Annotated in this window: 25 protein-coding genes and 1 tRNA gene; 13 read left to right on the top strand and 13 right to left on the bottom strand. The window is 66.3% G+C overall.

Going from position 1 to position 23,815, the window contains the following annotated elements; translation table 11 throughout:
- Positions 1-116: 116 nt before the first annotated feature.
- A complete protein-coding gene (locus tag ACFWPK_RS23955; RefSeq protein WP_378919246.1) occupies positions 117-1,952 on the top strand; it encodes a VWA domain-containing protein in 1,836 nt (611 codons plus the stop codon).
- Positions 1,953-2,071: 119 nt separating this feature from the next.
- Positions 2,072-2,767: a nitroreductase gene (locus ACFWPK_RS23950; protein WP_378919244.1), complete on the top strand. Its 696-nt coding sequence runs from the start codon at positions 2,072-2,074 to the stop codon at positions 2,765-2,767.
- A gap of 14 nt (positions 2,768-2,781) precedes the next feature.
- Here ACFWPK_RS23950 and ACFWPK_RS23945 read toward each other — a convergent pair whose 3' ends face one another.
- The 7 genes from ACFWPK_RS23945 to aceE all read right to left on the bottom strand — a co-directional run bounded on the left by ACFWPK_RS23945 (position 2,782) and on the right by aceE (position 11,945).
- Entirely contained in the window at positions 2,782-3,285 is a 504-nt protein-coding gene (locus ACFWPK_RS23945) for a winged helix-turn-helix transcriptional regulator (RefSeq protein ID WP_378919242.1), read from the bottom strand.
- Between the two features lie 190 nt (positions 3,286-3,475).
- Complete coding sequence (locus tag ACFWPK_RS23940; RefSeq protein ID WP_378919240.1) at positions 3,476-4,906, bottom strand: acyl-CoA carboxylase subunit beta; 1,431 nt, start codon at positions 4,904-4,906, stop codon at positions 3,476-3,478.
- Positions 4,907-5,023: 117 nt separating this feature from the next.
- On the bottom strand, positions 5,024-6,280 hold the full coding sequence (locus ACFWPK_RS23935) for a KasA/KasB family beta-ketoacyl-ACP synthase (RefSeq protein WP_378919238.1): 1,257 nt from the start codon (positions 6,278-6,280) through the stop codon (positions 5,024-5,026).
- Positions 6,281-6,289: 9 nt separating this feature from the next.
- A complete protein-coding gene (gene acpM, locus ACFWPK_RS23930) occupies positions 6,290-6,595 on the bottom strand; it encodes a meromycolate extension acyl carrier protein AcpM (protein WP_056821158.1) in 306 nt (101 codons plus the stop codon).
- Between the two features lie 79 nt (positions 6,596-6,674).
- Positions 6,675-7,589 carry an ACP S-malonyltransferase gene (locus tag ACFWPK_RS23925; RefSeq protein ID WP_378919236.1) on the bottom strand — a complete coding sequence of 305 codons (915 nt, stop codon included), beginning with the start codon at positions 7,587-7,589 and terminating at the stop codon, positions 6,675-6,677.
- Between the two features lie 127 nt (positions 7,590-7,716).
- Positions 7,717-9,018 carry a PucR family transcriptional regulator gene (locus ACFWPK_RS23920; protein WP_378919370.1) on the bottom strand — a complete coding sequence of 434 codons (1,302 nt, stop codon included), beginning with the start codon at positions 9,016-9,018 and terminating at the stop codon, positions 7,717-7,719.
- Between the two features lie 44 nt (positions 9,019-9,062).
- On the bottom strand, positions 9,063-11,945 hold the full coding sequence (gene aceE, locus ACFWPK_RS23915; RefSeq protein WP_378919234.1) for a pyruvate dehydrogenase (acetyl-transferring), homodimeric type: 2,883 nt from the start codon (positions 11,943-11,945) through the stop codon (positions 9,063-9,065).
- Between the two features lie 216 nt (positions 11,946-12,161).
- Between aceE and ACFWPK_RS23910 the strand changes: the two genes are divergently transcribed.
- The 6 genes from ACFWPK_RS23910 (at position 12,162) to ACFWPK_RS23885 (ending at position 14,990) form a co-directional block, all read left to right on the top strand.
- Positions 12,162-12,710, top strand: a complete 549-nt coding sequence (locus ACFWPK_RS23910; protein WP_378919232.1) for a hypothetical protein — start codon at positions 12,162-12,164, stop codon at positions 12,708-12,710.
- Between the two features lie 127 nt (positions 12,711-12,837).
- Positions 12,838-13,260: a DUF3052 domain-containing protein gene (locus ACFWPK_RS23905; protein WP_056821168.1), complete on the top strand. Its 423-nt coding sequence runs from the start codon at positions 12,838-12,840 to the stop codon at positions 13,258-13,260.
- 73 nt (positions 13,261-13,333) lie between these two features.
- Complete coding sequence (locus tag ACFWPK_RS23900; protein ID WP_056821170.1) at positions 13,334-13,798, top strand: peroxiredoxin; 465 nt, start codon at positions 13,334-13,336, stop codon at positions 13,796-13,798.
- A gap of 32 nt (positions 13,799-13,830) precedes the next feature.
- Positions 13,831-13,902, top strand: a tRNA-Val gene (locus tag ACFWPK_RS23895).
- Between the two features lie 370 nt (positions 13,903-14,272).
- On the top strand, positions 14,273-14,602 hold the full coding sequence (locus ACFWPK_RS23890; protein ID WP_378919230.1) for a DUF4158 domain-containing protein: 330 nt from the start codon (positions 14,273-14,275) through the stop codon (positions 14,600-14,602).
- Between the two features lie 10 nt (positions 14,603-14,612).
- Positions 14,613-14,990 (top strand): hypothetical protein, encoded by a 378-nt coding sequence (locus ACFWPK_RS23885; protein ID WP_378919228.1) that lies wholly within the window; start codon positions 14,613-14,615, stop codon positions 14,988-14,990.
- 315 nt (positions 14,991-15,305) lie between these two features.
- Here the strand turns inward: ACFWPK_RS23885 and ACFWPK_RS23880 are convergent, their stop codons facing one another.
- Complete coding sequence (locus tag ACFWPK_RS23880; RefSeq protein ID WP_378919226.1) at positions 15,306-15,476, bottom strand: hypothetical protein; 171 nt, start codon at positions 15,474-15,476, stop codon at positions 15,306-15,308.
- The gene (locus ACFWPK_RS23875) at positions 15,476-15,706 is read right to left on the bottom strand and encodes a hypothetical protein (RefSeq protein ID WP_378919224.1); all 231 of its coding nucleotides are present in this window, start codon (positions 15,704-15,706) and stop codon (positions 15,476-15,478) included. Before ACFWPK_RS23875 ends, ACFWPK_RS23880 begins: the two co-directional genes overlap by 1 nt.
- Before the next feature lie 166 nt (positions 15,707-15,872).
- Here ACFWPK_RS23875 and ACFWPK_RS23870 point away from each other — a divergent pair, with 166 nt between their 5' ends.
- The gene (locus tag ACFWPK_RS23870) at positions 15,873-17,078 is read left to right on the top strand and encodes a helix-turn-helix domain-containing protein (protein ID WP_378919222.1); all 1,206 of its coding nucleotides are present in this window, start codon (positions 15,873-15,875) and stop codon (positions 17,076-17,078) included.
- A gap of 186 nt (positions 17,079-17,264) precedes the next feature.
- Here ACFWPK_RS23870 and ACFWPK_RS23865 read toward each other — a convergent pair whose 3' ends face one another.
- Together ACFWPK_RS23865 and ACFWPK_RS23860 are read right to left on the bottom strand one after the other, a co-directional pair.
- The gene (locus tag ACFWPK_RS23865; protein ID WP_378919220.1) at positions 17,265-18,014 is read right to left on the bottom strand and encodes a histidine phosphatase family protein; all 750 of its coding nucleotides are present in this window, start codon (positions 18,012-18,014) and stop codon (positions 17,265-17,267) included.
- Positions 18,015-18,322: 308 nt separating this feature from the next.
- Positions 18,323-19,078 carry a GTP-binding protein gene (locus tag ACFWPK_RS23860; RefSeq protein WP_378919218.1) on the bottom strand — a complete coding sequence of 252 codons (756 nt, stop codon included), beginning with the start codon at positions 19,076-19,078 and terminating at the stop codon, positions 18,323-18,325.
- 119 nt (positions 19,079-19,197) lie between these two features.
- On the opposite strand from ACFWPK_RS23860, the gene ACFWPK_RS23855 reads away from it, so the two are divergent.
- The 3 genes from ACFWPK_RS23855 to ACFWPK_RS23845 all read left to right on the top strand — a co-directional run bounded on the left by ACFWPK_RS23855 (position 19,198) and on the right by ACFWPK_RS23845 (position 21,854).
- Entirely contained in the window at positions 19,198-19,644 is a 447-nt protein-coding gene (locus ACFWPK_RS23855) for an OB-fold domain-containing protein (RefSeq protein WP_358186827.1), read from the top strand.
- Positions 19,637-20,839, top strand: coding sequence for a lipid-transfer protein (locus ACFWPK_RS23850; RefSeq protein ID WP_378919215.1), 1,203 nt, complete (start codon positions 19,637-19,639; stop codon positions 20,837-20,839). The genes ACFWPK_RS23855 and ACFWPK_RS23850 overlap by 8 nt, the downstream gene beginning before the upstream one ends.
- A gap of 265 nt (positions 20,840-21,104) precedes the next feature.
- Complete coding sequence (locus ACFWPK_RS23845; protein ID WP_378919213.1) at positions 21,105-21,854, top strand: YncE family protein; 750 nt, start codon at positions 21,105-21,107, stop codon at positions 21,852-21,854.
- A gap of 10 nt (positions 21,855-21,864) precedes the next feature.
- Here ACFWPK_RS23845 and ACFWPK_RS23840 read toward each other — a convergent pair whose 3' ends face one another.
- The gene (locus ACFWPK_RS23840) at positions 21,865-22,518 is read right to left on the bottom strand and encodes an FMN-dependent NADH-azoreductase (protein ID WP_378919211.1); all 654 of its coding nucleotides are present in this window, start codon (positions 22,516-22,518) and stop codon (positions 21,865-21,867) included.
- 133 nt (positions 22,519-22,651) lie between these two features.
- On the opposite strand from ACFWPK_RS23840, the gene ACFWPK_RS23835 reads away from it, so the two are divergent.
- Positions 22,652-22,993 carry a winged helix-turn-helix transcriptional regulator gene (locus ACFWPK_RS23835; protein WP_378919209.1) on the top strand — a complete coding sequence of 114 codons (342 nt, stop codon included), beginning with the start codon at positions 22,652-22,654 and terminating at the stop codon, positions 22,991-22,993.
- 57 nt (positions 22,994-23,050) lie between these two features.
- Here the strand turns inward: ACFWPK_RS23835 and ACFWPK_RS23830 are convergent, their stop codons facing one another.
- Complete coding sequence (locus tag ACFWPK_RS23830) at positions 23,051-23,725, bottom strand: esterase/lipase family protein (protein WP_378919207.1); 675 nt, start codon at positions 23,723-23,725, stop codon at positions 23,051-23,053.
- Between the last annotated feature and the right edge of the window lie 90 nt (positions 23,726-23,815).

Genomic DNA, 23,815 nt, shown 5'->3' with positions numbered 1-23,815 from the left:
AAACGCGATCGAGTGTTTCAAACAGTGGGTTGCACCACTTCAACAGGGGTAGAGCGGCCACCGGGCGATGGGTAACGTTCGTCCGGTTTCACCCCGCTGCACCGAAGCCGAGGACGATGCCGAGACTCAGCACGCTGACCGCCGCACTCACCGCCGTAGCCCTCACCGTGCTGCCCGCGTCACTCCCGGCCCCGGCCAAGGCCGACCCCGGACAATACGCGCCGACCATGCTGATCCTGGACGCCTCCGGTTCGATGGAGCGCCCCGATCAGGGCGGCACCATGATGGATTCCGCCAAGCGGGCGGTCCGCAGCTTCGTCGCCTCGGCCCCCGCCGAATCCTCGGTCGGACTCACCACCTACGGCACCGGCACCAGCAATTCCGAGGCGGACAAGGCGGCAGGCTGCCGCGACGTCCAGGTGCTGCGACAGCCGAAGACCATCGACAAGCCCGCCCTCACCGCCGCGGTCGACGGCATCCACGCGCGCGGCTGGACCCCGATGGGCACCGCGCTGCGCCAGGCCGCCGACGCACTGCCCGCTACCGGGCCGCGCTCGATCGTGCTCGTCTCCGACGGTGACGACACCTGTTCCCCACCCGACCCGTGCGAGGTCGCCAAGGAACTGAAGCAACAGGGCCTCGACCTGATCGTGCATTCGATCGGGTTCGCCGTCGATGACAAGGCGCGCGCCCAGCTCACCTGTATGGCGCAGGCCACCGGCGGTACCTACAGCGATGCCGCCGACGGCGCCGCGCTGGAACGCATTCTGCCGCGGGTGAGTTCGGCCGCCCTGCGCAACTACCAGGCCACCGGCACGCCCATCACCGGCACCGACGAATACAGCACCGCCCCGGCCGCGAAGCCGGGCCAGTACCTCGACACCATCGGCCAGCGGCAGAAGCGGTTCTACGCGGTCGACGTGCCCGCGGGTGCCACGGCCTACTTCACCGGGATCGTCTCGTTCCCCCGGCAGAAGGACATCTCCCAATCCGAGGACATGAACGCGCTGGAACTGCGCGTCTTCGGGCGCGACGGCATCGACTGCAATGTCCGGGAACGGGAACTCGGCGGCTCGGCCAGCGATGGCGTCGCGCTCACCGTCGCCAAGGCCTTCGACGGAGCGGCCCAGGAACCCACCGGCGGCAACTCCGCCAAATGTAAAGGCGGGGGGCGCTATTACTTCGAGCTCAACTGGGACCTCGTGTCCAAGGGCTCGCCCGCCCGCCTGCCGATCGAGGTCCTCGTCGGCATCGAACCCGGCGTCACCGATCCCGGCCCCGCCGCGGCGACCACACCGGTCACGTTCACCGACCAGGCCGGTACCCCACAGCCGATCACCGGTGGCGGCTCGTTCACGGTCGCCTCGACGCTGCCGGGCAGCGGCAACTACAGCGACACCGTGCAGCCCGGTGAGTACGTCTTCTACCGGGTGCGGCTCGACTGGGGTCAGGGCCTGGCCTACCGGGTGCGCTTCGCGGAGACCGACGGGGTGAAGTACGGAACCGCCGCGAATGTGGCGACCTCGTTGTACTCACCGCTCGGCCGGGAGATCGACTCCGACACCACCGTCTACACCGGGACGTCGAGCACCGAACTCACCCTGGCCTCGGTGCCGGTCCGGTACGCCAACCGGGAGAACTCCGATGCGCAGGTGGAGCGCGCGTCGGTGGCAGGCTGGTATTACCTCGCCGTCAAGCTCGGCTCGCCGGGCGGCGCGGAGACCATGCCGCCGACTCCGGTGCAGCTCGATCTCACCGTGTCGGGCACACCCGAACCCGGGCCGACCTACATCGGTGTCAGTGCGGAGCCGGGAACGCAACAGCCGGTGGCCGTGAGTGATTCGCCGACTGCCTCCAAGCCGTGGACCGTCTACGTCCTGATCGGCGCCGCCGTGGCGCTGCTCGTCGGCATCGGCACAGCGATCTTCGTTGTGGCCCGTCGGCGCGCCTAGATTCCCCACGATCCCGCCGACACCTGGATTCGCGGTGTCGGCGGGTTCCGCACGGGTGACCCAACTGCTAAGTTAGTCTCGAAATGAGACCAGTTCTCCGTACCGAGGGAGCCAGCGCGATGGCGCAGACCGACCACGACAACAGCGATTTCGCCACCCTTGCGCGGCTGGCCGACGAACGCTGGAGCTGCCGCCAGTTCACCCCCGAACAGGTCGACCGCGCGACCATCGAACAGCTGCTGACCCTCGCGCAGCGCACCCCTTCGTGGTGCAATACCCAGCCGTGGCAGGTCGTGGTCACGACCGGCGAAGGCACCGACCGGTTCCGCAAGGGGCTGCTCGACCACATCCAAACCGTCGGCAGCACACCCGATTTCGAATTTCCCGCTTCCTACGAGGGTGTCTACCGCGACCGCCGCCGGGCTTGCGGGTTCCAGCTCTACGACAGTGTCGGCATCGTCAAGGGCGACCACGAGAAGACCATGCGTCAGATGGTGCGCAACTTCGAATTCTTCGACGCCCCGCACGTCGCCATCGTCACCTCCGAGGCAGACCTCGGCATCTACGGCGCCATCGACTGCGGCCTCTGGCTCGAGAACTTCCTCCTCGGCGCCCAAGCTCTCGGCCTCGGCGCCGCTCCCCAAGCGGCCCTGGCCTCCTACGCCCACTTCATCCGCGACTACTTCGACATCCCCGACACCCGCAAGGTCGTCTTCGGCATCTCCTTCGGCCACCCCGACCTGGCCCACCCCATCAACACCTTCCGCACCGCGCGCGTCCCCCTCGAAGACCAGATCACCTGGCACACGTCCTGAGCCGGGCCGCCGCATCAGGCTGGACGTGAGACCATTCCGGGACCGGCTTCCGGCTCGATATCGCGAGCGGTGACCTCCACGGCGCACTTGTCGCAGGTCAGATGCGTGTGCGCTTCGCCCGTGCAGCCTCGGTGCCGGTATTCCACCGGTGGACCGTCCGGCGCCAGGTAGGTGTCGCCCCAGTCGCGGATCGCCATCAGGATCGGGTAGATGGCATGGCCTTTCTCGGTGAGGCGATATTCCTCGTAGGCGCCGTCCTCGGCGGGGCGTTTCACCAGGATCTCGTGTTCGATCAGCCGATCGAGGCGATCGCGTAACCGGCTTCGCGAAATCCCCAGCGCGCTCTGGAACGCGTTGAACCGGCGCACTCCGGCGAAGCTGTACTTCAAGATCAGCAAGGTCCAGCGGTCACCGAAGATCACCAGCGGCCGCGTGATCGAGCACGGGACATCTGCGAGTTCCTCATAGCGCACCCTGCCATTATGCGCGGCGCCCACCTCCCCCCGCCGAACCAGCACCACGCACACCTCTATCCCGCAACGATGCCATCGCAACTCGTTGTTGGACGGTCCCACAGCTGGAGCATCGTCCGGCGTACCGGTGCGGAACTCGACATCGGCGAATACGACTGGAGCGAAAGCGAAACGGCCGCCGCCGTCTCCTGAATCAGGAGGTGGCGACGGCCGTCGAATGACTACCGCGGTCAGGTCACAGCGGGATGTTCTTGTGGTGGCTCTTGCGGGCCGGTGCCGAGGCGAGGGCCGCGGCGATGGTGCTGCGGGTTTTGGCCGGGTCGATGACCTCGTCCACTACGCCGATGGCTACGGCGCGTTCGACGCCGCCCGCGAGCTGCTCGTGTTCGGCGGTGAGGCGCTCGTGGAGGGCTTCGCGCTCGGATTCGGGGGCGGCGGCGAGCGCCTTCTTGTGGAGGATGCCGACAGCGGCCTTGGCGCCCATGACGGCCACTTCGGAGCCGGGCCAGGCGTAGACGGCGGTGGCGCCGAGGGCGCGGGCGTTCATGGCGATGTAGGCGCCGCCGTAGATCTTGCGGGTCACCAGGGTGACACGGGGGACGCGCGCTTCGGCGAAGGCGTGCAACAGCTTCGCGCCGCGGCGGACAACGCCCTCGAGTTCCTGGCCGACGCCGGGCAGGTAGCCGGGAACGTCGGTGACCACGATCAGCGGGATGCCGAACGCGTCGCACAGGCGCACGAAACGTGAAGCCTTCTCGGCACTTTCGGAGTTGAGGCAGCCACCGAGGCGCAACGGGTTGTTGGCCAGGACGCCGACGGTGCGACCGCCGAGACGGCCGAGGCCGGTGACCATGCTGCGGGCATAACCACCCTGGAGTTCCTCGAAGGAGGACTCACCGTCGACATTGTCGAGCAGCTCGTGCACGATCGGCTTCACGTCGTAGGCGCGCCGGGGCGACTCCGGCAGCATCGCCTTGAGGTCGACATCGCCGTGCTCGGCCGCGACCAGGTCGAACTCGCCCTGCTCGGCGAACATCGAGACCAGCCGACGCGCGCGGTGCAAGGCATCGGCCTCGTCGTCGGCGGCGATGTGGCAGACGCCGGACTTCTTGAAGTGTGTGGTGGGACCACCGAGGGTCGCCATGTCGACGTTCTCGCCGGTCACCGAGCGCACGACGTCGGGTCCGGTGACGAACACGCGGCCCTCGGGCGCCATGATGACCACGTCGGTCAGCGCGGGACCGTAGGCGGCGCCACCGGCGGCGAAGCCGAGCACCACCGAAATCTGGGGCACCAGGCCCGATGCGCGAACCATGGCCTCGAAGACCAGGCCTACCGCGTGCAGCGCCTCGACGCCCTCGGCCAGGCGCGCACCACCGGAGTGCCACAGCCCGACGACGGGAATGCCGGATTCGATCGCGGTGTCGATCGCGTCGACGATGTGCTTGCAGCCCTCGACGCCCATCGCGCCACCCATGACGGTGGCGTCGGAGCAGTAGGCCACGGTGCGGACCCCGTCGACCTCGCCGATCGCGGCGAGCACGCCGGAGCGGTCACGCGGATGCAGCGGCAGGACGGTGCCGGGGTCGAAGAAACGTTGGAGCCGACCCAGTGGGTCGCGCGGATCGGTGGTGGTGTCTTGAAACGCGGGAGCAATGATGGTCATCGCGCTCACTCCTTCGAAAGAGATGCCGCTGCGGCGGCTGCTGTGGCGAACCACCGGTGGGAGTCGAACCATTCAGTTGGCGCGACCCCCACCGGGGATCGGAATGCAGTCGGCGGCTTATGCCCGACCGAAGGCGAGCGCGACGTTGTGCCCACCGAAACCGAAGGAATTGTTGATCGCGTACTCGATTTCCTGGCGACGGGCTTCCCCGTGCACCACATCGAGATCGATCGCCGGATCCTGGTTGTCCAGGTTCAGCGTCGGCGGAACAATGCCGTCCCGAATCGAGAGCACCGTGAGGATCGACTCGAGGGCGCCGACGGCACCGATCGAGTGACCGAGTGCCGACTTGGGCGCGTACACCGAAGCGTGCTGCACCCCGGCGTAATGGATCGCGTTCTTCTCGGCGAGGTCGCCGATCGGAGTCGCGGTCGCATGAGCGTTCACGTGCGCGATGTCACGCGGGGACAATCCGGCGGTTCGCATCGCGCGCTGCATGGCGCGTCCTGCACCGGTTCCCTCCGGATCAGGCGCCACCAGGTGGTACCCGTCGGAGGTGATGCCCGCACCCAGCAGGCGTGCGTGGATGGTCGCCCCGCGCGCCTTGGCGTGCTCCTCGGTCTCGACGACCATGAGTGCGCCTGCTTCGCCGAAGACGAAACCATCTCGGTCCTTGTCGAACGGCCGAGACGCGCCCTTCGGGTCGTCGTTGCGGGTGCTCGTGGCGCGCATCATCGAGAACGCCGCAATCGGCACATCGGAGATGAAGCCCTCGACACCACCGGTGACGACGATGTCGGCGTCACCCATCACGATCATCCGCCACGCGTTGGCGATGGCCTCCGAACCCGACGAGCACGCCGAGACCGGAGTGACCACTCCCGCCCTGGCCTTCAGCTCGAGACCGACGACCGCCGACGGACCGTTCGGCATGACCATCTGAACAGCCAGCGGCGAGATCTTGCGATAGCCACCGTTCTTCAGCTTGTCGACCGAGTCGATCAGGGCGTCGCCGCCGCCGAGTCCGGTGCCGATCGCGACGCCGAGACGGTCGTTGTCGACCTCAGGGCTGCCCGCGTTCTTCCACACCTCACGACCGAGAACGGTCGCCAGGCGCTCGACATACGCCATGCGGCGGATCTCGACCCGGCTCAACAGGGTGTCGGGGCTGACCTTCAGGTGACCGCCGATTCGCACCGGCAGGTCGTATTCCTCGATGAAAGGATCCTCGAGAACGTCGATTCCGCTCTCACCGTTGAGGAGTCCCTTCCACGTCGCATCGACATCACCAGCGATCGACGTGGTCGCCGCCATCGACGTGATGACGACGTTGGGGAAGTTCCCGTTCAAAGTGCTGGGAGCAGGAGTGGTCAAAGTTCGGCCCTACTCGCCGGCGCTGTCGAACTTGGCCTTGAGCTCGGCGGCGACATCGGCGTTCTCGGCCTCGAGCTTCTGGACGTAAGCGACGGAGTCACCGACAGTCTTCAGGCTGGCCAGATCCTCATCGGGGATCTTGACGCCGTACTTGTCTTCCATCTGCACAGCGATCTCGACCATGGACAGCGAGTCGATGTCCAGGTCGTCGACGAAGGACTTCTCGAGGGTCACCTCGGAGGGTTCGATACCCGTAACCTCTTCGATGATCTTGCCGAGTTCTTCGACGATCTGTTCCTGGGTCAGAGCGGCCACTTTGGTGGCTCCCTTCTTGTTTCTATTTGTAGGGTCGTGAACGGCCTGCACTTCGCTGTGCACGGCCGCCGGGGGAAAGCTAGCCCGAGGTGGTCAGTTCGACCAACGCGGGGAGGTCTTCGGGGGTCTTGAGGGCCAGATTGGGCGTGCCCTTCAGTTCCCGCTTCGCGATGCCGACCAGCGTGCCCGCGGGCGGCAGCTCGACCACGGCCGAGACGGCCGCGGCGCGAACGGTCTCGTTGCACAGGTCCCAGCGCACGGGGCGAGTGACCTGAGCGGCGAGCTTTTCGATCGCGTCGGCGCCCGAGGCGACCGGTTGTCCGTCGAAGTTCGACAGCAGCGTCCGGATCGGGTCGCTCGGCGAGATCTGGGCGATGGCATCGGCGACAGCTTCCTGCGCCGGGGCCATGAAGATGGTGTGGAACGCACCGGCGACGGGCAACGCGCGGACTCGTGCCTTCTCCGGCGGGTTCGCGGCGAGCTCCGCCAGAGCTTCCAGGCGGCCCGCTGCGACGATCTGGCCGACCGCGTTGCGGTTGGCCGGGACGAGATCGAGTTCGGCGAGCCGTGCGAGCACGGTGGCTTCGTCGCCACCGAGCACCGCGGACATGCCGGTCGGCTCCAGCGCACACGCCTTCGCCATCTCCCGGCCGCGGATGGCGGCGAGGGCGACTGCCTCGTCGGCGGTGATGACACCGGCGACAGCGGCTGCGGCGAATTCGCCGACCGAGTGTCCGGCGACGACTGTATCCGCCGGAATCGACCCGGGGGCGATTTCGGCGAACGCGAGCAGGGCGGCGGCGACCACGAGCGGCTGCGTCACCGCGGTGTCGACGATCTCCTCGGCCGTCGCGGTGGTACCGAGACGGACCAGATCGAGGCCTGCGGCCTTCGACCAGAGCTCGAGGCGATCAGTCGCACCGGGAAGTGCGAGCCACGGCGTGAGCATGCCGGGTGTCTGGGACCCCTGTCCAGGGGTGAGCAACGCGATCACTCCCTAAGACAACACTGTGACCCCCGCCGCACGAGATGTCGGCGCGAATGAAGCTTTCCGATCGCTTTTGTAGGGGTCCCACAAAATCCGAGGTGGGGTGTCGGGATCGACCGATTCGCCAATCCCGTTACAGGGGGTCGTGAGCCAGTGGGACGGGTGGGGTTTCTGTGATAGGAGGAGATGATTCGTTATGCGTTCGTGTCAAACGGCCCACTGTTGCTGCGATTCGGAGCACATACGCGTCGCGTGGATTCATCGGATCACGGCCGGTGACTTCGCCGATTCGTTTGAGTCGGTACCGAACGGTATTTGGATGGACGTACAGCTGCCGAGCGCAAGTTTCTACTGCTCCACCACAATCCAGGTACGCGTCGAGTGTGTCGGATAACGAAGATCCGGCAGCGGCCAACGGGAGCACAAGATACTCGTTCAACGCCTCTATCGCAGCTCTATCGCCCAGCAACGCGCGTTCCGGTAACAACTCGGTCGCGTGAACGGGCCTTGGCGCCCCGCGCCAGCCGACAACGGCCTCCATCCCCGCCAATGCCTCGATCGCCGACGCGTGCGCGGCGCCGAGGGTGCGCATCGTGGGGCCGATCACCACCGGACCGTCGGAGAACACCTCGGCCAGCAGATCGGTGAGGAACGGCGAACCGATGCCCGACTCCCCCAGGTGCCCGCTGACCACCATCACCAGTCGCGCACCCTGCACCACCGCCAGCGCGGCCCTGCCGTGTTTGGTCGCGATGGTGTGCACCGCGCCGACCGTGGACACACCCTGGTCCAGCGGGGGCGTGCCGACCAGCACCGTGGCGGGCGCTGTGGCGTCCCAGTTCAACGTGGCGGCCCGGGAAAGCATGTCCGGGCCCGTGTCACCCCGGACCACCGCGTCGACCACCAGGGCCTCCAGGCGGGTATCCCACGCACCGCGCGACTCGGCGGCGCTGGCGTACACCGAGGCGGCCGCGAAGCCGAGCTCACGCCCGTATCGCAGCACCGCCTCGGTGAGCGCCACCAGCTGACGATCGTTGCGCGCCAGCGCGGGCAGCCACTGTTCGAAGAAGTCCATGGCCACCCGCACCATGTCCACGGTCTGGCGCAGCGTGAGCCGCCGCGCCAGATCCTGCGGAATCACCTGGAACGCGTCCAGGCTGAAGCGGATATCGGAGTCGGGATCCTGCAACCACTCCAGGAAGTTCACGACCGCCGTCTGCACCAGCATCTGCACGCCCGCTCGCTGCGCGGCGTCCAGATCGGCGAAGAACGGCAGCCGATCCTGCATCGACCCCACCGCCTCGGTGGAGAGACGGCCCGAGAACTGCTTGACCCGCTTGAGCAGCGTGTCGGGCAGCGGATCACGGGTCTGCCGGTTCGGGGACAAAGCCCCCGTCGGCAGATAGACCTCGTGTTCGCTGGTGCCCTCGGTGATCCGACGGGGCCGCGGCGGTTTGCGCTCCACAGTCCAATAGTCCGCTACGCGAGTTCCTCTGCCGCGTCCGCACTGGGCTTCGGCGCGGCGGCCACGCTGTCGATGCCGTATTTCGCGGCCGCTTCCACCGCCTTGGCCTTGTCGAAGGTGCCGTCCCGGACGAGGCCCTCCAGCACCGCGACCACCACCGACTGCGCGTCGACGTTGAACACCCGGCGAGCAGCTGTGCGGGTATCGGAGAAGCCGAACCCGTCGGTACCGAGGGTGATGTAGTCACCGGGCACCCACTGCCGGATCTGATCGGGCACCGCGCGCATCCAGTCCGTCGCGGCGACCACCGGTCCACGCGCGGCCGACAGCGCCTGGGTGACATAGGGCGAACCCGGATCGGAATCAGGGTGCTTGAGCGCCGTGATCTCCTTGTCGAGTGCCTCGCGGCGCAGCTCGCCGAACGAGGTCACCGACCACACATCCGCGGCCACACCCCACTCCTGCGCCAGCATCTCCTGCGCCCGCAGCCCGTCGGGCACGGTCACGCCGGAGACGAGGATCTGGGCACGAACCTCGCCCTCACCACCGCGCTGGTACAGGTACAGACCCTTGAGCAGACCCGCCACGTCGAGGTCGTCGGGCTCGGCCGGCTGCTGGTAGGGCTCGTTGTACAGGGTGATGTAGTAGAAGATGTTCTCCCCGCCGAACGTGCCGACCGCGGGCACGTCGGTGCCGGGCAGCTGACTCGCCGGTGCCTCGCCGCCGCCGTACATCCGGCGCAGACCGTCGCGCACGATGTGCGCGATCTCGAACGAGAACGCCGGATCGTAGGTCACCACCGCCGGATTGGACGACGCCAGCAGCAGCGACTGCCCGTCGTTGTGCTGCAGGCCCTCACCGGTGAGGGTGGTGCGGCCCGCGGTGGCGCCGAGCACGAATCCGCGTGCCAGCTGGTCGGCCGCCGCCCAGAAGCTGTCGCCGGTGCGCTGGAACCCGAACATCGAATAGAAGATGTAGAGCGGGATCATCGGCTCGCCATGGGTGGCGTAGGAGGTGCCGACCGCGGTGAACGACGCGGTGGAACCGGCCTCGTTGATGCCCTCGTGCAGGATCTGCCCGGCGGCGCTCTCCTTGTAGGCGAGCATCAGTTCCGCGTCGACCGAGGTGTAGAGCTGGCCGTTGCGGTTGTAGATCTTCAGCGTCGGGAACCACGAGTCCATGCCGAAGGTGCGGGCCTCGTCGGGGATGATCGGCACGATGCGCTTGCCGATCTCCTTGTCGCGCAACAGTTCCTTGACCAGGCGTACCAGCGCCATCGTGGTGGCGACCTTCTGCTTGCCCGAACCCTTGCGCACCGAACGGTAGGCCTCGTCGCCCGGCAGCTTCAGCGGCTCGGCGGGCGAGCGACGCTCGGGCACGAAACCGCCGAGCGACTTGCGCCGGGCCAGCATGTACTGGATCGACGGATCGTCCATGCCGGGGTGGTAGTACGGCGGCAGGTACGGGTCCTTCTCCAGCTCGGCATCGCTGATCGGGATGCGCTGCAGATCGCGGAAGTCCTTGAGGTCCTGCAGCGCCAGCTTCTTCATCTGGTGGGTGGCGTTGCGGCCCTCGAAGTGCTTGCCGAGGGTGTAGCCCTTGATCGTCTTGGCCAGGATCACCGTCGGCTGGCCCTTGTGCGCCATCGCCGCCGAATACGCCGCGTAGACCTTGCGGTAGTCGTGGCCGCCCCGCTTGAGATTCCAGATCTCGCTGTCGGACATGTTCTGCACCAGCGCTTTTGTGCGCGGATCGCGGCCGAAGAAATGGTCGCGCACGTACGCGCCGTCGTTGGCCTTGTAGGTCTGGTAGTCGCCGTCGGGGGTGGAGTTCATCAGGTTCACCAGCGCGCCGTCGCGGTCGGCGCCGAGCAGCGCGTCCCACTCACGGCCCCAGACCACCTTGATCACGTTCCAGCCGGCACCGCGGAAGAACGATTCCAGTTCCTGGATGATCTTGCCGTTGCCGCGCACCGGTCCGTCGAGCCGCTGCAGGTTGCAGTTGATCACGAACGTCAGGTTGTCGAGTGCCTCGTTGGCTGCCACCTGGATCAGGCCGCGCGACTCCGGCTCGTCCATCTCGCCGTCGCCGAGGAAGGCCCAGACGTGCTCGTCGGAGGTGTCCTTGATGCCGCGATCGGTGAGGTAGTGGTTGAACCTGGCCTGGTAGATCGCGTTCATCGGGCCGAGGCCCATCGACACCGTCGGGAATTCCCAGAAGTCCGGCATCAGCCGCGGGTGCGGGTAGGACGGCAGGCCCTTGCCGAGGCCACCGTGGCTGTATTCCTGACGGAATCCGTCGAGCCGGTCCGTGCTGAGGCGACCCTCGAGGAAACCGCGCGCGTAGATGCCGGGCGAGGCGTGGCCCTGGATGTAGATGTGGTCGCCGCCGCCGGGATGGTCCTTGCCGCGGAAGAAGTGGTTGAAACCCACCTCGTACAGCGCCGCCGAGGACGCGTACGTCGAAATATGGCCGCCGACACCGATTCCGGGGCGCTGCGCGCGATGCACCATGATCGCGGCGTTCCACCGGATCCAGGCGCGGAAGCGGCGCTCGACTTCCTCGTCACCGGGGAACCACGGTTCGTTCTCGGTGGGAATCGTGTTGACGTAATCGGTGGAGGTGAGCGCCGGAATCGAGACACGGCGTTCGCCTGCGCGCTCGAGCAGTCGCAACATCAGGTAGCGGGCGCGACCCGGGCCTTCCCGGTCGAGCATGTCGTCGAAGGATTCCAGCCATTCGCTGGTCTCTTCCGGGTCGATATCCGGCAGATACGACGCCACTCCTTCGCGGATGACCCGTACCCGTTCACCGGTGGGTTTGGTGGTGGATTCACCGCCGGCGGCGGAGGTCGCGACTGGATCGTCGGAAGCTGCAGAGTGGATCAGGTCGGTCAAATCTGCTCCTCGTGAAGGGGGCTGAACTGCTTGGTCGGCGTCGCTATCCCCGGGCCTGCCCGCTTGGTGTGCGGACCACCCGTTACGAAAGGTTCGGGTGCACCCCCATCCTTACCGAAACGGCTGCCAAGGTCATCACCTCAGCGGGAATACCATTAGGTAGGTTCTGCGGGGGAAATACGAGTCACGCACGTGAGTGAGAGGGAACGCCGGACGATGAGGGTGCTGCACGCGCGCCGACTGGGGCTGATCTGTGCCTTTGCCGCCGTGACCACGGGTTCGGTGGTAGCGGGTTGCGCCGAGCAGATCCCCGGCACACCGACGACCGACGCGGCCGAAGTGGCCGCCTACAAGACCGCGGCCGCCGCGTCGTCGTCGGCAGCCGCGTCCTCGCGCGCCGCGGCCGCGCGAGATCGGGCGATCACCGACAACTGCGGGCAGTTCGCCACCACCACCGGTGCCGGTGTCACCGCCTACAACGACTTCGTCTCCGCGCACGACACCAACGCCCCCGACTACGCCGCCAAGCGCGAGTCCGCCGCTACCACCCTCGACAACGCGGCGACCAAAGTCGAGTCGGGCGTCGTCGCCGCGGCGGGCGCCTTGCCGACCGAGCTGGCCGACAAGTTCACCGCCTATGTCGTCGCGGCGCGCGAGCTGTCTGCGCAGACCAGAAAGATGACCTACAACTCACCTGTCGGCAAGCTCAACGAAGCCAGCAGGGCCATCAACCAGGCACGCACCGCAGTCCACGACGCCTGTTGAGACGGTCGATTTTGCCCTGCCGACACGCGGCATACGGTCCCAATTCATCCGATCAGCTTGCGCTGCGGCCGATAACCATGTTCGCTTGCACCTATCTTACTGTCGGAAGTTTAGGGAGGACACCACCGTGGTCGCCGCGGCGGACGCGCAGAACTACGCTCAGAAGCTTGGCATTTCTCACGGCTTGGTTGTTCAGGAATTGGGCTGGGACGAGGACACCGACGACGCATTGCGCGCCGAGATCGAGGAGGTCAGCGGCGGCGAAATGGTCGACGAAGACTCCGATGAGGTCGTCGACGCCGTCCTGTTGTGGTGGCGAGAAGGTGACGGCGATCTGGCCGACGAGCTGATGGATGCCATCAGCCCGCTGGCCGATGAAGGCTTCATCTGGGTCCTCACCCCCAAAACCGGTCAACAGGGCCATGTCGATCCGAGCGAGATCGCCGAAGCCGCACCCACGGCCGGCCTGACCCAGACATCCACCATCAGCCTCGGCAGTTGGACGGCCTCACGGCTCGTTCAGCCGAAGGCACCGTCCAAACAGCGCTGAATCCGCCGTTCGCTAGGGTCTCAGTTGGGCTCGCGAGCCCGGCTGGGACCCGACACGACGGAGGATTCGTAGTATGCCGCTAGAGGTTGGCACTCTCGCGCCGGATTTCACGCTCAAGGACCAGAACAACCAGCCCGTCACCCTGTCGGACTATCGCGGCAAGAAGAACGTGCTGCTGGTGTTCTATCCACTCGCCTTCACCGGCATCTGCCAGGGCGAGTTGTGCAAGGTCCGGGACGAGCTGCCCAAGTTCCAGAACGACGACGCCGAGATCATCGCGATCTCCGTCGGCCCTCCACCCACCCACAAGATCTGGGCCGCGGAACAGGGCTACCTGTTCCCCCTGCTGTCAGACTTCTGGCCGCACGGCGCCGTCACCCAGTCCTACGACGTCTTCAACGAGAAATCCGGCTACCCCAACCGCGGAACCTTCGTTGTCGACAAGTCCGGCTACATCACTTTCGCGGAGATGAACGGCCCCGGACAAGCCCGTGACCAGGCGGCTTGGGAGAAAGCCCTCGCCGCGCTAGATTCATAACCCGACACCGCCGGTACTCCCCGGCGGTGCCAGGGCGTATAGCTCAGCGGTAGAGCACTGGTTTTACACACCAGCGGTCGGGGGTTCGATCCCCTCTGCGCCCACCTATGAAACAGCATGTCAGACACTGTTTCTTTCGCCCGGCTCCACTCCCCCGATATCACTTGAGGAACGTGCAGGTCAGCCACAGAACTGGCAGACCCAAATCGGCGCGCGGAGTTTCGTAACGCACGGCATGCGGCGAGGCGCCGCGCGGCGGAACCTCCCGTCAACGCTGGCACGCAGGCCAGGTCGGACAGGATTGGTCTTGTGAGCCCCGCGGTGCCGGTGGTCAGGGTTCGAATCGCGCTTCCAGCGCATGAGGACCGGACTACCCTGTGCGCCATGACGTTGGGGGATATCGACGCGGGGTCGAGGAGCAGATCCGCCCGATCCGGCGTTGAGCGCTGAACATCGAGCGGTGTTGACCTACAGGTGATTTCATTTCGTGGTGACGATGAGGGCGGCTACGGCCGGTTCGGGGCGTTGTCCCGTATTGAGCTGGAGCGGTTCTTCCACCTTGATGACGAAGACCGGCGGCTGGTCGCAGGCCGGCGTCGGGACTACAACCGGTTGGGTTTCGCGCTTCAGGTCGTGACGGTCCGGCAGCTCGGCAGGTTCTTGGCCGATCCGCTCGAGGTGCCCCCTGATCGCATCTGTCGATACTGTCGGCGATGGTGGTGTTGTGGCCGGGAACGGGAGTGTTCGTATGGTGGTGGTGCGCGGGGAAGAGTCGTCGAGCGCGGAGGGTCTCCGAGCCAGTAGGTGGCCGGTTGTGCTCGCGGTGGTATATACCGTGGCCTCGATCTTCCTCGGGCCGGCCATCTTCCTGGGCGGCTATGCATTCACCCGTGGGGGCGGTGACTACTGCGATGGGTCCTATGGGGGAGGCGTCTATAGCGACGCGCCCAGTGTCGGCAAAGCATTACGCGATGCGGAGTTCAGGACTGCTCAGGTCTTTCAGGTGGCAGGCGCCGGCATCATGCTGGCTGTCGGACTTCTCCTGCTGACGTACCTGTGGGCGTATCGCCATCGGATCGACCGGCCCTGGCGGATCGTGAGCAGCGTCGGGATCATCACGATGATGGTCGGGTATGGCCTGGTCATTGCCTTCTCAGGCGGTGGAGGTCAGGTCTGCTCGATGGGTGGCTGAATTCCTTGCCGCAACGGCCTCTACGCCTGGAGGCCGGGGTCGGTCTCGGCCTGCCATCGCCCAGCGCTTCGGCCGACACCCGGGTGTTGTCGACGGCGATCGTGTCCAGAACATCTTCACCCCATCCACCAACCGCACCCCGGCCACGACTATCGGCAGCGTCCGTACCGCGCCCCATCTCGACCGCCTCCCGCGCTAGCTGCTCTGGTCGGTCCGTTCCGGTCGATCTCAATAGTTCGGCATGCGCGGCAAACAGAGACGAACCCCCACGTCACCCGTGCAGACCAGTTCGAACATTCACAGCGGGTCGGCCGATCACCACGGCGGCGGTCGGCGGTGACCGCGACGGCCTTCGGTCTCCGCCTCGAGGCGTGCCCGGACCGCGTCCACCGTGTGCTCCGGCGCGACGGGTTCGGGCCACACGATCACCCCGAACAGCACGAGCAGCGGCAGGCCGATCGCAACAGCGAAACCGAGCGCCGTCATCACCCGTCCGCCCGCTCGCCTGCCGGGTTCAGCACCGGCGGTTGATCGTCGCGCGCTTCGGCCGCCGTGAGCCAATCGGCCACGTTGTCCAGCGACCCCGTGACGACCACTCGGAACGGGCTGTACAGCTCCCAGCCATAGGGCGGTTCGTGCGCCTTGCGGATCGCCATCGAGCGCAGCGCGGCCCGTTCGGTCAGCTCATCGAGTCGAGGTGTGATCGCGTCGTTCATCGGTCCCCCTGGTGGGTTGTGCGCCCACCGCCGGGGAACCGGTACCGGGCCGGTTCACTACCCGGCGGCGGGGCTGAGACCAAGCTTTCCGCCGACCGGTGCCAGGTAGATCCGTTCTTCGGCTACAGCGCGTCTACAGCCCCATCGCGCGGCTACCGTGTGTTGTATGGAATCCGGCCCACCCCCCGCCGTCGTCGGGGCACAGCTCCGCGCGGCCCGTGAGGCAGCGGGGTTCAGCCTGACCGAACTGGCCGATCGAGTGGCCTACAGCCGGGCCGCGCTGGGCCATTACGAGACCGGGCGACGCGTACCCACCGCCGATGTACTGGCGGAGTATCGACGTGCGTGCGGCCCGCTGGACGCGGTGACGACGGCGGAAGCATTGGGCCGTGCCGACCTGGACCGGCGGGGGTTTCTCCGCTCCGCCGCCTACAGCGCGTCACTCGCTGCCACGGCCCTGCTCCCGATGCCCGAACACGCGCGCCTGTCGGTAATCGGTGACGGCACCGGCACCGGCGCGGCAGACGTGGCGGCGGTGCGCGGCGTGACCGATGCCCTGCTCCGGTTCGATGAAGTGCGCGGCGGCGGGTCCGGGCGTCTTGCGATGACGGCGTTTCTGTCGACCGACGTTTCTGCCCTGCTCCGGTCCCGATTCACCGATGCTCACGTTCGTGCCGACGCATTCAGCGCGGCATCGGAACTTGCCTACGCGATCGGGTTCAGTTCGCACGATGTCGGCGCGGACGGGGCCGCGCTGCGGTACTTCCTGGCCGCGCTGCGCCTGGCCGAAGAGTCCGGCGTGCCCGGTCAGGATGGTTTCGTGCTGCGGATCATCGCCTTGCACGCGGGTGATGTGGGCATGCCGCAGCACAGCATCGAGCTGGCCGAGCGGGCGGTATCGCGTGCACGCGGTCACGTCGACGTGGATGCGATGGCGGTATTCGATGCCGCGCTGGCTCGGATGTACGCCGAAGGCGGAGACCATCGCGCGGCGCGGGACACGCTGCGCGGGATAGATCCGTGGCTCACCCCGACCACGACGACCGAACTACCTCGCTGGCTGTCGCTGTTCTGCCCGAACAAGGCATCGGTCAGCCGACAGGCGTCGAAGGCGTTCGCCGCGCTCGGTGATCTGAATGAGGCCGAACGGCAATTGGACATGAGCGCGGCTGCCTGGAACCCGGAGACGCACACCCGGATTCGGGCGCTGAGTGAAATCGAGACCGGACTACTGCGCTGGAAACTCGGACGACACGAGGACGCGGCCCGGTTGTGGCGGGCAGCGCTCCCGGTGGTGGCCGGTGTCGACTCGGACCGCACCCGCAAGGCGGTCGCCAAGGTCGCTGCCGTCGCGCCGGAGGTGGCTGTGTGACCTGCCGAGCGGGGCTGTGCTGCGCAGGTCAGCGACTGAATATCGCGAACCGGTAACTTGCCTAGAGCTTGCCAAGACTGGCCGATACGAGGTGGACGACTGCGCCATGGGGGACCTGGGCTGAGATACAACCGCGCCCCGGTGCCATCGATTGTGTCGGTGACATCCGGGGCGCGGAAGGGTGAATCAGCCCAGGTCCGGGTGGCCGACCCACTCGACGATCGTCCAGCCCTTCTGCGGGCTGCCCTCGAGGACGACGCGGCCGCCGTTGCGCATCGGATCGGTGCCGAGTTTGCTCTTGTCGGCGTTGTCGGCGTTCATCATCGACCAGAACATGATGGTGCCGCCGTGCGAGAAGATCACCGGGTTGGCGCAGCCGCGGCGCTGCACATCGAGCAGTGCCTGATCGACGCGGCCGTCGAACTCGTTGCCGTCGATGGAGCCTGGAATCCGTGCGTTCAGGTCGCCGTCGAGCCACTTGATCGGCGCCTGGAGGTACCCGGACAGCGCCTGGGCCTCCGGGGTGCCCTCGTACTGGCCTGCCTCGATCTCCCGGAAACCGGGCTGAATGTCGAGGCTCAGGTCCTGCTCGGCGACGGTCGGTGCCGCAGTCTGCTCGGTACGCACCATGTTGGATGCGAAGGCGCAGTCGTAATTCTTGTCGGCCAGCTGAATGGCCAGATTGTCTGCCTGTGTCCGGCCGCGTGAGGTCAGGTCGGGTCCGGGCACCTTGGTGTCGATCAGGCCGGAGGTGTTACCGAGGGACTCGGCATGGCGCACCAGGGTGATGACCATTGTGCCGCTGCTGCCGGAGCTGCTGCCGCTGCCGGAGCTTCCGAAGTCGATATCGGCGGACGCGACGCCGGTGGTAACGGTTGTGGCCGCGACCGCGGCCGCCATCGCCGCAATGGGCAGTCGAAGAGATCGGATTCGCATGGGTGGGAATGCCTTTCATAGTGGCGAACGCCAATTCAGGTATGCCGAAGAACCGGAATTTGGGGTGTCGCGTCTCACAGAAGCAGCTATTTGCCCGACTCAAATACGGGCTATCCCATTCATCGGGATCTTTCACGCACTGGACCGCGCTCAGGCGAAACCACCGGTAGCGGAGGTGCGAGCGGCATGTCGACTCACGCGACCCGCTCACCCGGCCGTTTCGATGCCGCCGATCCCGCCAGGCGACCTGGGAAGATCACTCCGTACCACGGCGGGCGAATCTCTGAATCGCCGAGGAGCGGCGGCGGTCAGTAGTCGAGGGCGTGTTCTGGCTGGCATACGAACAAGGGCGATGGCAAGTAGCGGACGATGGCGTCCAGGAGTGGGGCGATGTCGTCGCTCGCGTGGGGTGTGGCGCACAGGATGGGCACGATGTCGCCGTTGCGGGTGTGGTGGCGGATGCGGGTGTGCAGAGCTCGGAGGGTGCGGGAGTTCGAATCCGTGGGGTTTTGTTCGGTCAGCGTCTCGACGAGTTGGCGGGACCACCGCTCGGCGGCTTTCCCGTGTCTTCCGATGGATTCGTTTGCCGTGAGTGCCACCAGCGGGACCAGGTCGATGACATCGTCGAAGTCGGCGCCGGTGCCGATGGGGATCTGCAGTGGCAACGGCGCGGCCCCTCGAGTGTCGGCGATCGTGCGGACACAGCGGTCGAAGTCGGCGGTGGGTTGATCGAGTCCGTTGACCAGGCACAGGCGGGCGACCTGGTGGTCGTCGGCGACGCGCAACATGGTTTCGAGTCGCGGGGTGCTGTGCGCGGCGGCGTTCAGGACCACGATGACCCCGTCGGCTACGCGGATCGATCGTTCCAGGTCGGCGACGAGTGCGTCGCTCGATAGCTCGGCGACGCGAATGGTGTGCTCGATACCGTCCATCGACCAGCGGACCGTGTTCTCGGTGTCGCCGAAACATCGGCGCAAGCGGTGGACGACCCGTGCCGTCCCGTCGACATCGCCGATGATCGTGACGTTGCGAATCGACTGCGGGTCAATAGCTTTGGTGCCCATCGCGCGGTACTCCAGATCGACGTCATCGCATCCTCGATCCGCACACCGTACCTGCGCCCGAGCAGCGCCGGAACGGAATTCCGCCCCAAAGTAGAACGTGTTCCTATACCGTCGGCCTCGTGCAGAAAGAACAACGCCCCGCCGTGGCTGACTGGTTCACTGCGGACGACGGCCGAGTACGTCTCAAGGGAACTCGCTGCAACGATTGCGGCACGCCGTACTTCCCGAAGAACACGCTCGCCTGCCGCAATCCGCAATGCACAGGTGCGCATGACGGCTCAGAGCTCGTCGAGTACCTGTTCTCCACGCGTGGCCGGATCTGGTCGTACGCGGACGCTCGATACAAGCCGCCCGCGCCCTATGTCTCGGCCGATCCGTTCGTGCCCTATGTCGTCGCGGCAGTGGAGCTCGAGGTCGAGCAGATGGTGATTCTCGGGCAGGTCGTGCGCGGTCTCACGGTGGACGACCTGGCCGTCGGCATGCCGGTCGAATTGACCGTCGGCACGCTGTACGAAGACGAGGACGCAGAGCACACGGTGTGGATGTGGAGGCCGGTCAATGACTGATACGAATGCTCGCGACATCGCCGTCCTCGGGGCCGGTATGCACCCGTGGGGCAAGTGGGGCCGCAATTTCGTCGAATACGGCCTGGTAGCCGCGCGTGCGGCGCTGGCCGATGCCGGGTTGGACCACCGCGACGTCGGCTACATCGCCGGCGCGGACACCATCCGCAACGGCTACCCCGGGTTCGTCTCGGGCGCGACTTTCGCACAGGCGCTCGGTTGGTCGGGTGCGCAGATCTCGAGCAGCTACGCCGCCTGCGCCTCCGGTGCACAGGCCATCGCCAACGCGCGCGCCCAGATCCTGGCCGGGCTGTGCGAGGTGGCGCTGGTGGTCGGCGCGGATACCACCCCGAAGGGCTTCTTCCAGCCGGTCGGCGGCGAGCGCCGTGACGACCCGGACTGGTTGCGCTTCCATCTGCTCGGTGCCACCAACCCCATCTATTTCGCGCTCTATGCCCGCCGCCGCATGGCATTGCACGGCGCCACCCTCGACGACTTCGCCGCGGTCAAGGTGAAGAACTCCAGGCACGGCCTGAACAACCCGAATGCCCGCTACCGCAAGGAAGTCTCGGTCGAGGAGATCGCCGCCTCGGCGGTCGTGTCGGACCCGTTGCGGCTGCTCGACATCTGCGCGACCAGCGACGGCGGGGCGGCATTGGTGCTGACGTCGATGGATTACGCACGTCGCCACGGCATCGCTGATCCGGTTCGCATCTCGGCGCTGTCGACGGTCACGCCGACGTTCCCGAAAACGGTGCTCGATCTGCCGGATTTCTCGACGGATTCCGCTGTGGCAGTGGAGCCCCCGTCACGCACGTTCCGGTCAGCCATCGCGCACGCCGCCTACGAAGAGGCCGGTATCGGTCCCGCCGACCTGTCCTTCGCGGAAGTCTATGACCTCTCCACCGCGCTGGAACTGGACTGGTACGAGGACATCGGGCTCTGCGAGACGGGCGAAGCAGAGGCTCTGCTACGCAGTGGCGCAACGACATTGGGCGGGCGGGTGCCGGTGAACCCCAGCGGCGGCCTTGCCTGCTTCGGTGAAGCCATCCCCGCACAGGCGATCTCGCAGATCTGCGAACTCACCTGGCAGTTGCGCGGCCAGGCCGACGGCCGCCAGGTGGAGAACGCCCGCGCGGGCATCGCGGTGAATCAGGGGCTCTTCGGTCATGGATCGGCGATCATCGCGACTCGCTGAACCTACGTCAGAAGTACAGCGCGAGGCCCGGACTCGTGTGAGAGTGTTCAGTCATGATCACGGGGGCAGTGCGTTTTTCGGGTTTGTGTTGTGCGCACTCGTTCTCGGCGGCTGTGCGAATGTCGAGCTGGTGGAAACGACGGCGACGATCACCCTGCCCGGGGCCTCGACTGCGATCGCGATCGACGCCGAAACCCGTACAGCGTGGGTCAGTATCGCTTCCGATCGCTCCGTTGCGGTCATCGACACTTCTGACAATTCAGTAGTGGCGTCCATCGCCTTGGACGGCGTTCCCATCGCCATGGCGGTCGGACTCGGCCGAGTTTTCGTCACCCTGGCCGATTCGGATACCGTCGCCGTTCTCGATATCGACGATCGATCCGTTCGCGCCACCGTAGCCGTCGGGCGTGATCCCGGCGGCCTCGCGGTGGACCCGACGACGAGCACAGTCTGGGTAGCGAACACCGAGGCCGATACCGTTTCGATCATCGACGCCGACAGTGCCGCCGTAGTCGCGACGATTCCGGTGGGGACCCGTCCGCGCACGGTCGGAATCGATGCCAGGACTCGCTCGGCGTATGTCGCGAACTACGGCGGTTCCCTCTCGGTGATCAACGCGGATACTCGCGCGGTGACATCGGCAATTCCAGTCGACGAGTCACCGATGGACCTCGTGGTCAGCACCGAGCGGCGTGCGGCGTGCTATTCGACGTATTCCGACCTGCCGCCCAATGACAACACCAAGGTGCGGTGCGTCGACGGCACGTCGAATGCCCGGATCCTCGACATCGACGTCGACCACCTTGTCGGCGCCCTCGCCGTGGAGGGCCGGACGCTGTATGTGGCCGATAGAGGTGGCAACCGCGTTTCTGTTGTCGACCTTGCCGCGGGCACGGTGACGAGGCAGCTCGATGTCGGGGCGAAACCGATCGCGATCGCGGTCGACTCTGCTTCTGGCGCAACATATGTCGTCAACAGCAGCCCCGATACCGTCTCGGTGTTCAGCCCGGAATGAGCCGCAACATTCAGCCCACTACGTCAGCGGCTTCGCGCTCGGCGGTCAGGTCGGCCACCTGGTTCCGGGCATCTTCGAGGGACCGTTGCAGGCGCTCGCCGCCGAATTCGTCGTTGCCCGTGTAGACGAACTCGACCTCGTCGATGCCGATGAAACCGAGAGCCGTGCGCAGGTACGGCTCGACGTGATTCATGCTCGCCAGAGCACCGCCGGCCTCGTAGCCGGCGTCGCCGGTGCCGACGATGACGAAGGCGCGCTTGCCGGAGGTGAGTGGTGTGTACGGTGCCGCGGCCTCGGGGTCGAAGGAGAAGGTGCGGCCGACCCGGACGATCTGGTCGATGTAGGCCTTCAGCATCGCCGGTACCCCGAAGTTGTACATGGGGACTCCGAGCACCAGCACGTCGGAGGCGAACAGCTCGTCCACCAGATGGTCGCTGTAGGCCAGGACCTCACGCATCTGCGGGGTGCGCTGCGCCGGGGTGGTGAAGGCGGCGGCGATCCAGTCCTCGGTGAGGTGCGGCGGCGGTTCGTGGCCGAGGTCGCGGTGGATCACCGTGTCACCGGGCCTGCCCTCGCTCCAGCGGTCGACGAACTCCCGGACCAGCGTGCGGGTGTGTGAGCGCGACCGGCGCGGGCTGGCATCGAGCTGAAGTAGCTGGGCCATCTCTGAAACTCCTGTCGGGGCTGGGTTGCCTTGCTGGACCGAGCCTGCCCGACGGGGAATATCCGCGTAAGAACGCACATTTCTGTTACCCGGTACCCTTTTTCATACCTTTGCCGGTAGACGAGGATGTGGCATGGCGAAACGTAAGCAGGATCTCGATTTCGACTGCCCGGTCGAGGTCACCCTCGATGTGATCGGCGGCAAGTGGAAGGGCATGATCGTCTTCCATCTGAGCGAGGGAACGGCGCGGTTCAACGAGATGCGCCGCGCCATGCCGCATGTGACCCAGCGAATGCTCACCGCGCAGCTGCGTGAACTCGAGCGCGACGGCGTACTCACCCGCGCCGTCTACGCGGAGGTTCCGCCCCGAGTCGAGTACGACCTGACCGACTTCGGCCGCGGTCTCGTGCCGATCATCGAGCTGATGGAGACCTGGGGCGAGCAGTACCGGGAGCAGCTCCAGCAGCCCGGGTAGCGGTCTCGATCCATAGCGACCGCTGCGGATCGAGACCGTACTCATTCGCCCAGGCAGCTAGGCGACGAAGTCGCGGACTTGGGTGAAGACCGTAATCGCGGCGAGTAGTGAAATGTGGCCGATACAGCCGGTTCTGGTGTTGGCCGCGCCATTGAGGATGACGCTTTCATCCGGGTTGATGATCTCGTCACAGGGCGACCACCAGCTTCCGTATTTCACGCTGCCGGGGGTTTCGTCGCCGCTGTTCAACTGCGTCAGCAAGCTCGAACCGGGTCGCATGTCCTCGCAGGAGTAGTCCCAGCAGCCGTAGGCGATTTCCGTTCCGTGGTTGGGTCCGCCGATGGAGACCCAGTCGTCGACATAACGCGCGCCGTCGAGAAACTTCAGATACCAGCGACTGTTGACGCCGCCCATCGAGTGGCTGATGATGTCGATCTTGGTGGCGCCGGTGGCGGCCCGCAACGCATCGGCCTCGGCTTTCACTTCCTGGGCGATCACCTTGTTCGATTGCGTGGTGTCGTAACTGAAGGTGCGCAAGTGGGCGGCGCTGTAGCCGGCATCTCCGAATCGGGAAACCATGAGGTCCCAATTCCAGTCCGCCCCTTGCCATCCGTGCACGAACAGGATCGGATTTCGGTCCGGTGCGGCGGCCGCCCGATGCGGCGTGAAGGTGAGGGTGGCCGCCGCTATCGCGGCGAAAGTGATTGCGGTGATGCCGATTCGGCGCATCATCGAGCTGATGTTCATGCCCGGTCTCCTTGTTCGGCCCGTCCTCGGGGACGAGCAGGGCGACCGTAACAACGCGCGGATCTGTTTCACCCA

The organism is Nocardia sp. NPDC058519 (assembly GCF_042719755.1).
Lineage (GTDB): Bacteria > Actinomycetota > Actinomycetes > Mycobacteriales > Mycobacteriaceae > Nocardia.
This window is presented reverse-complemented; position numbering and strand designations above follow the sequence as displayed.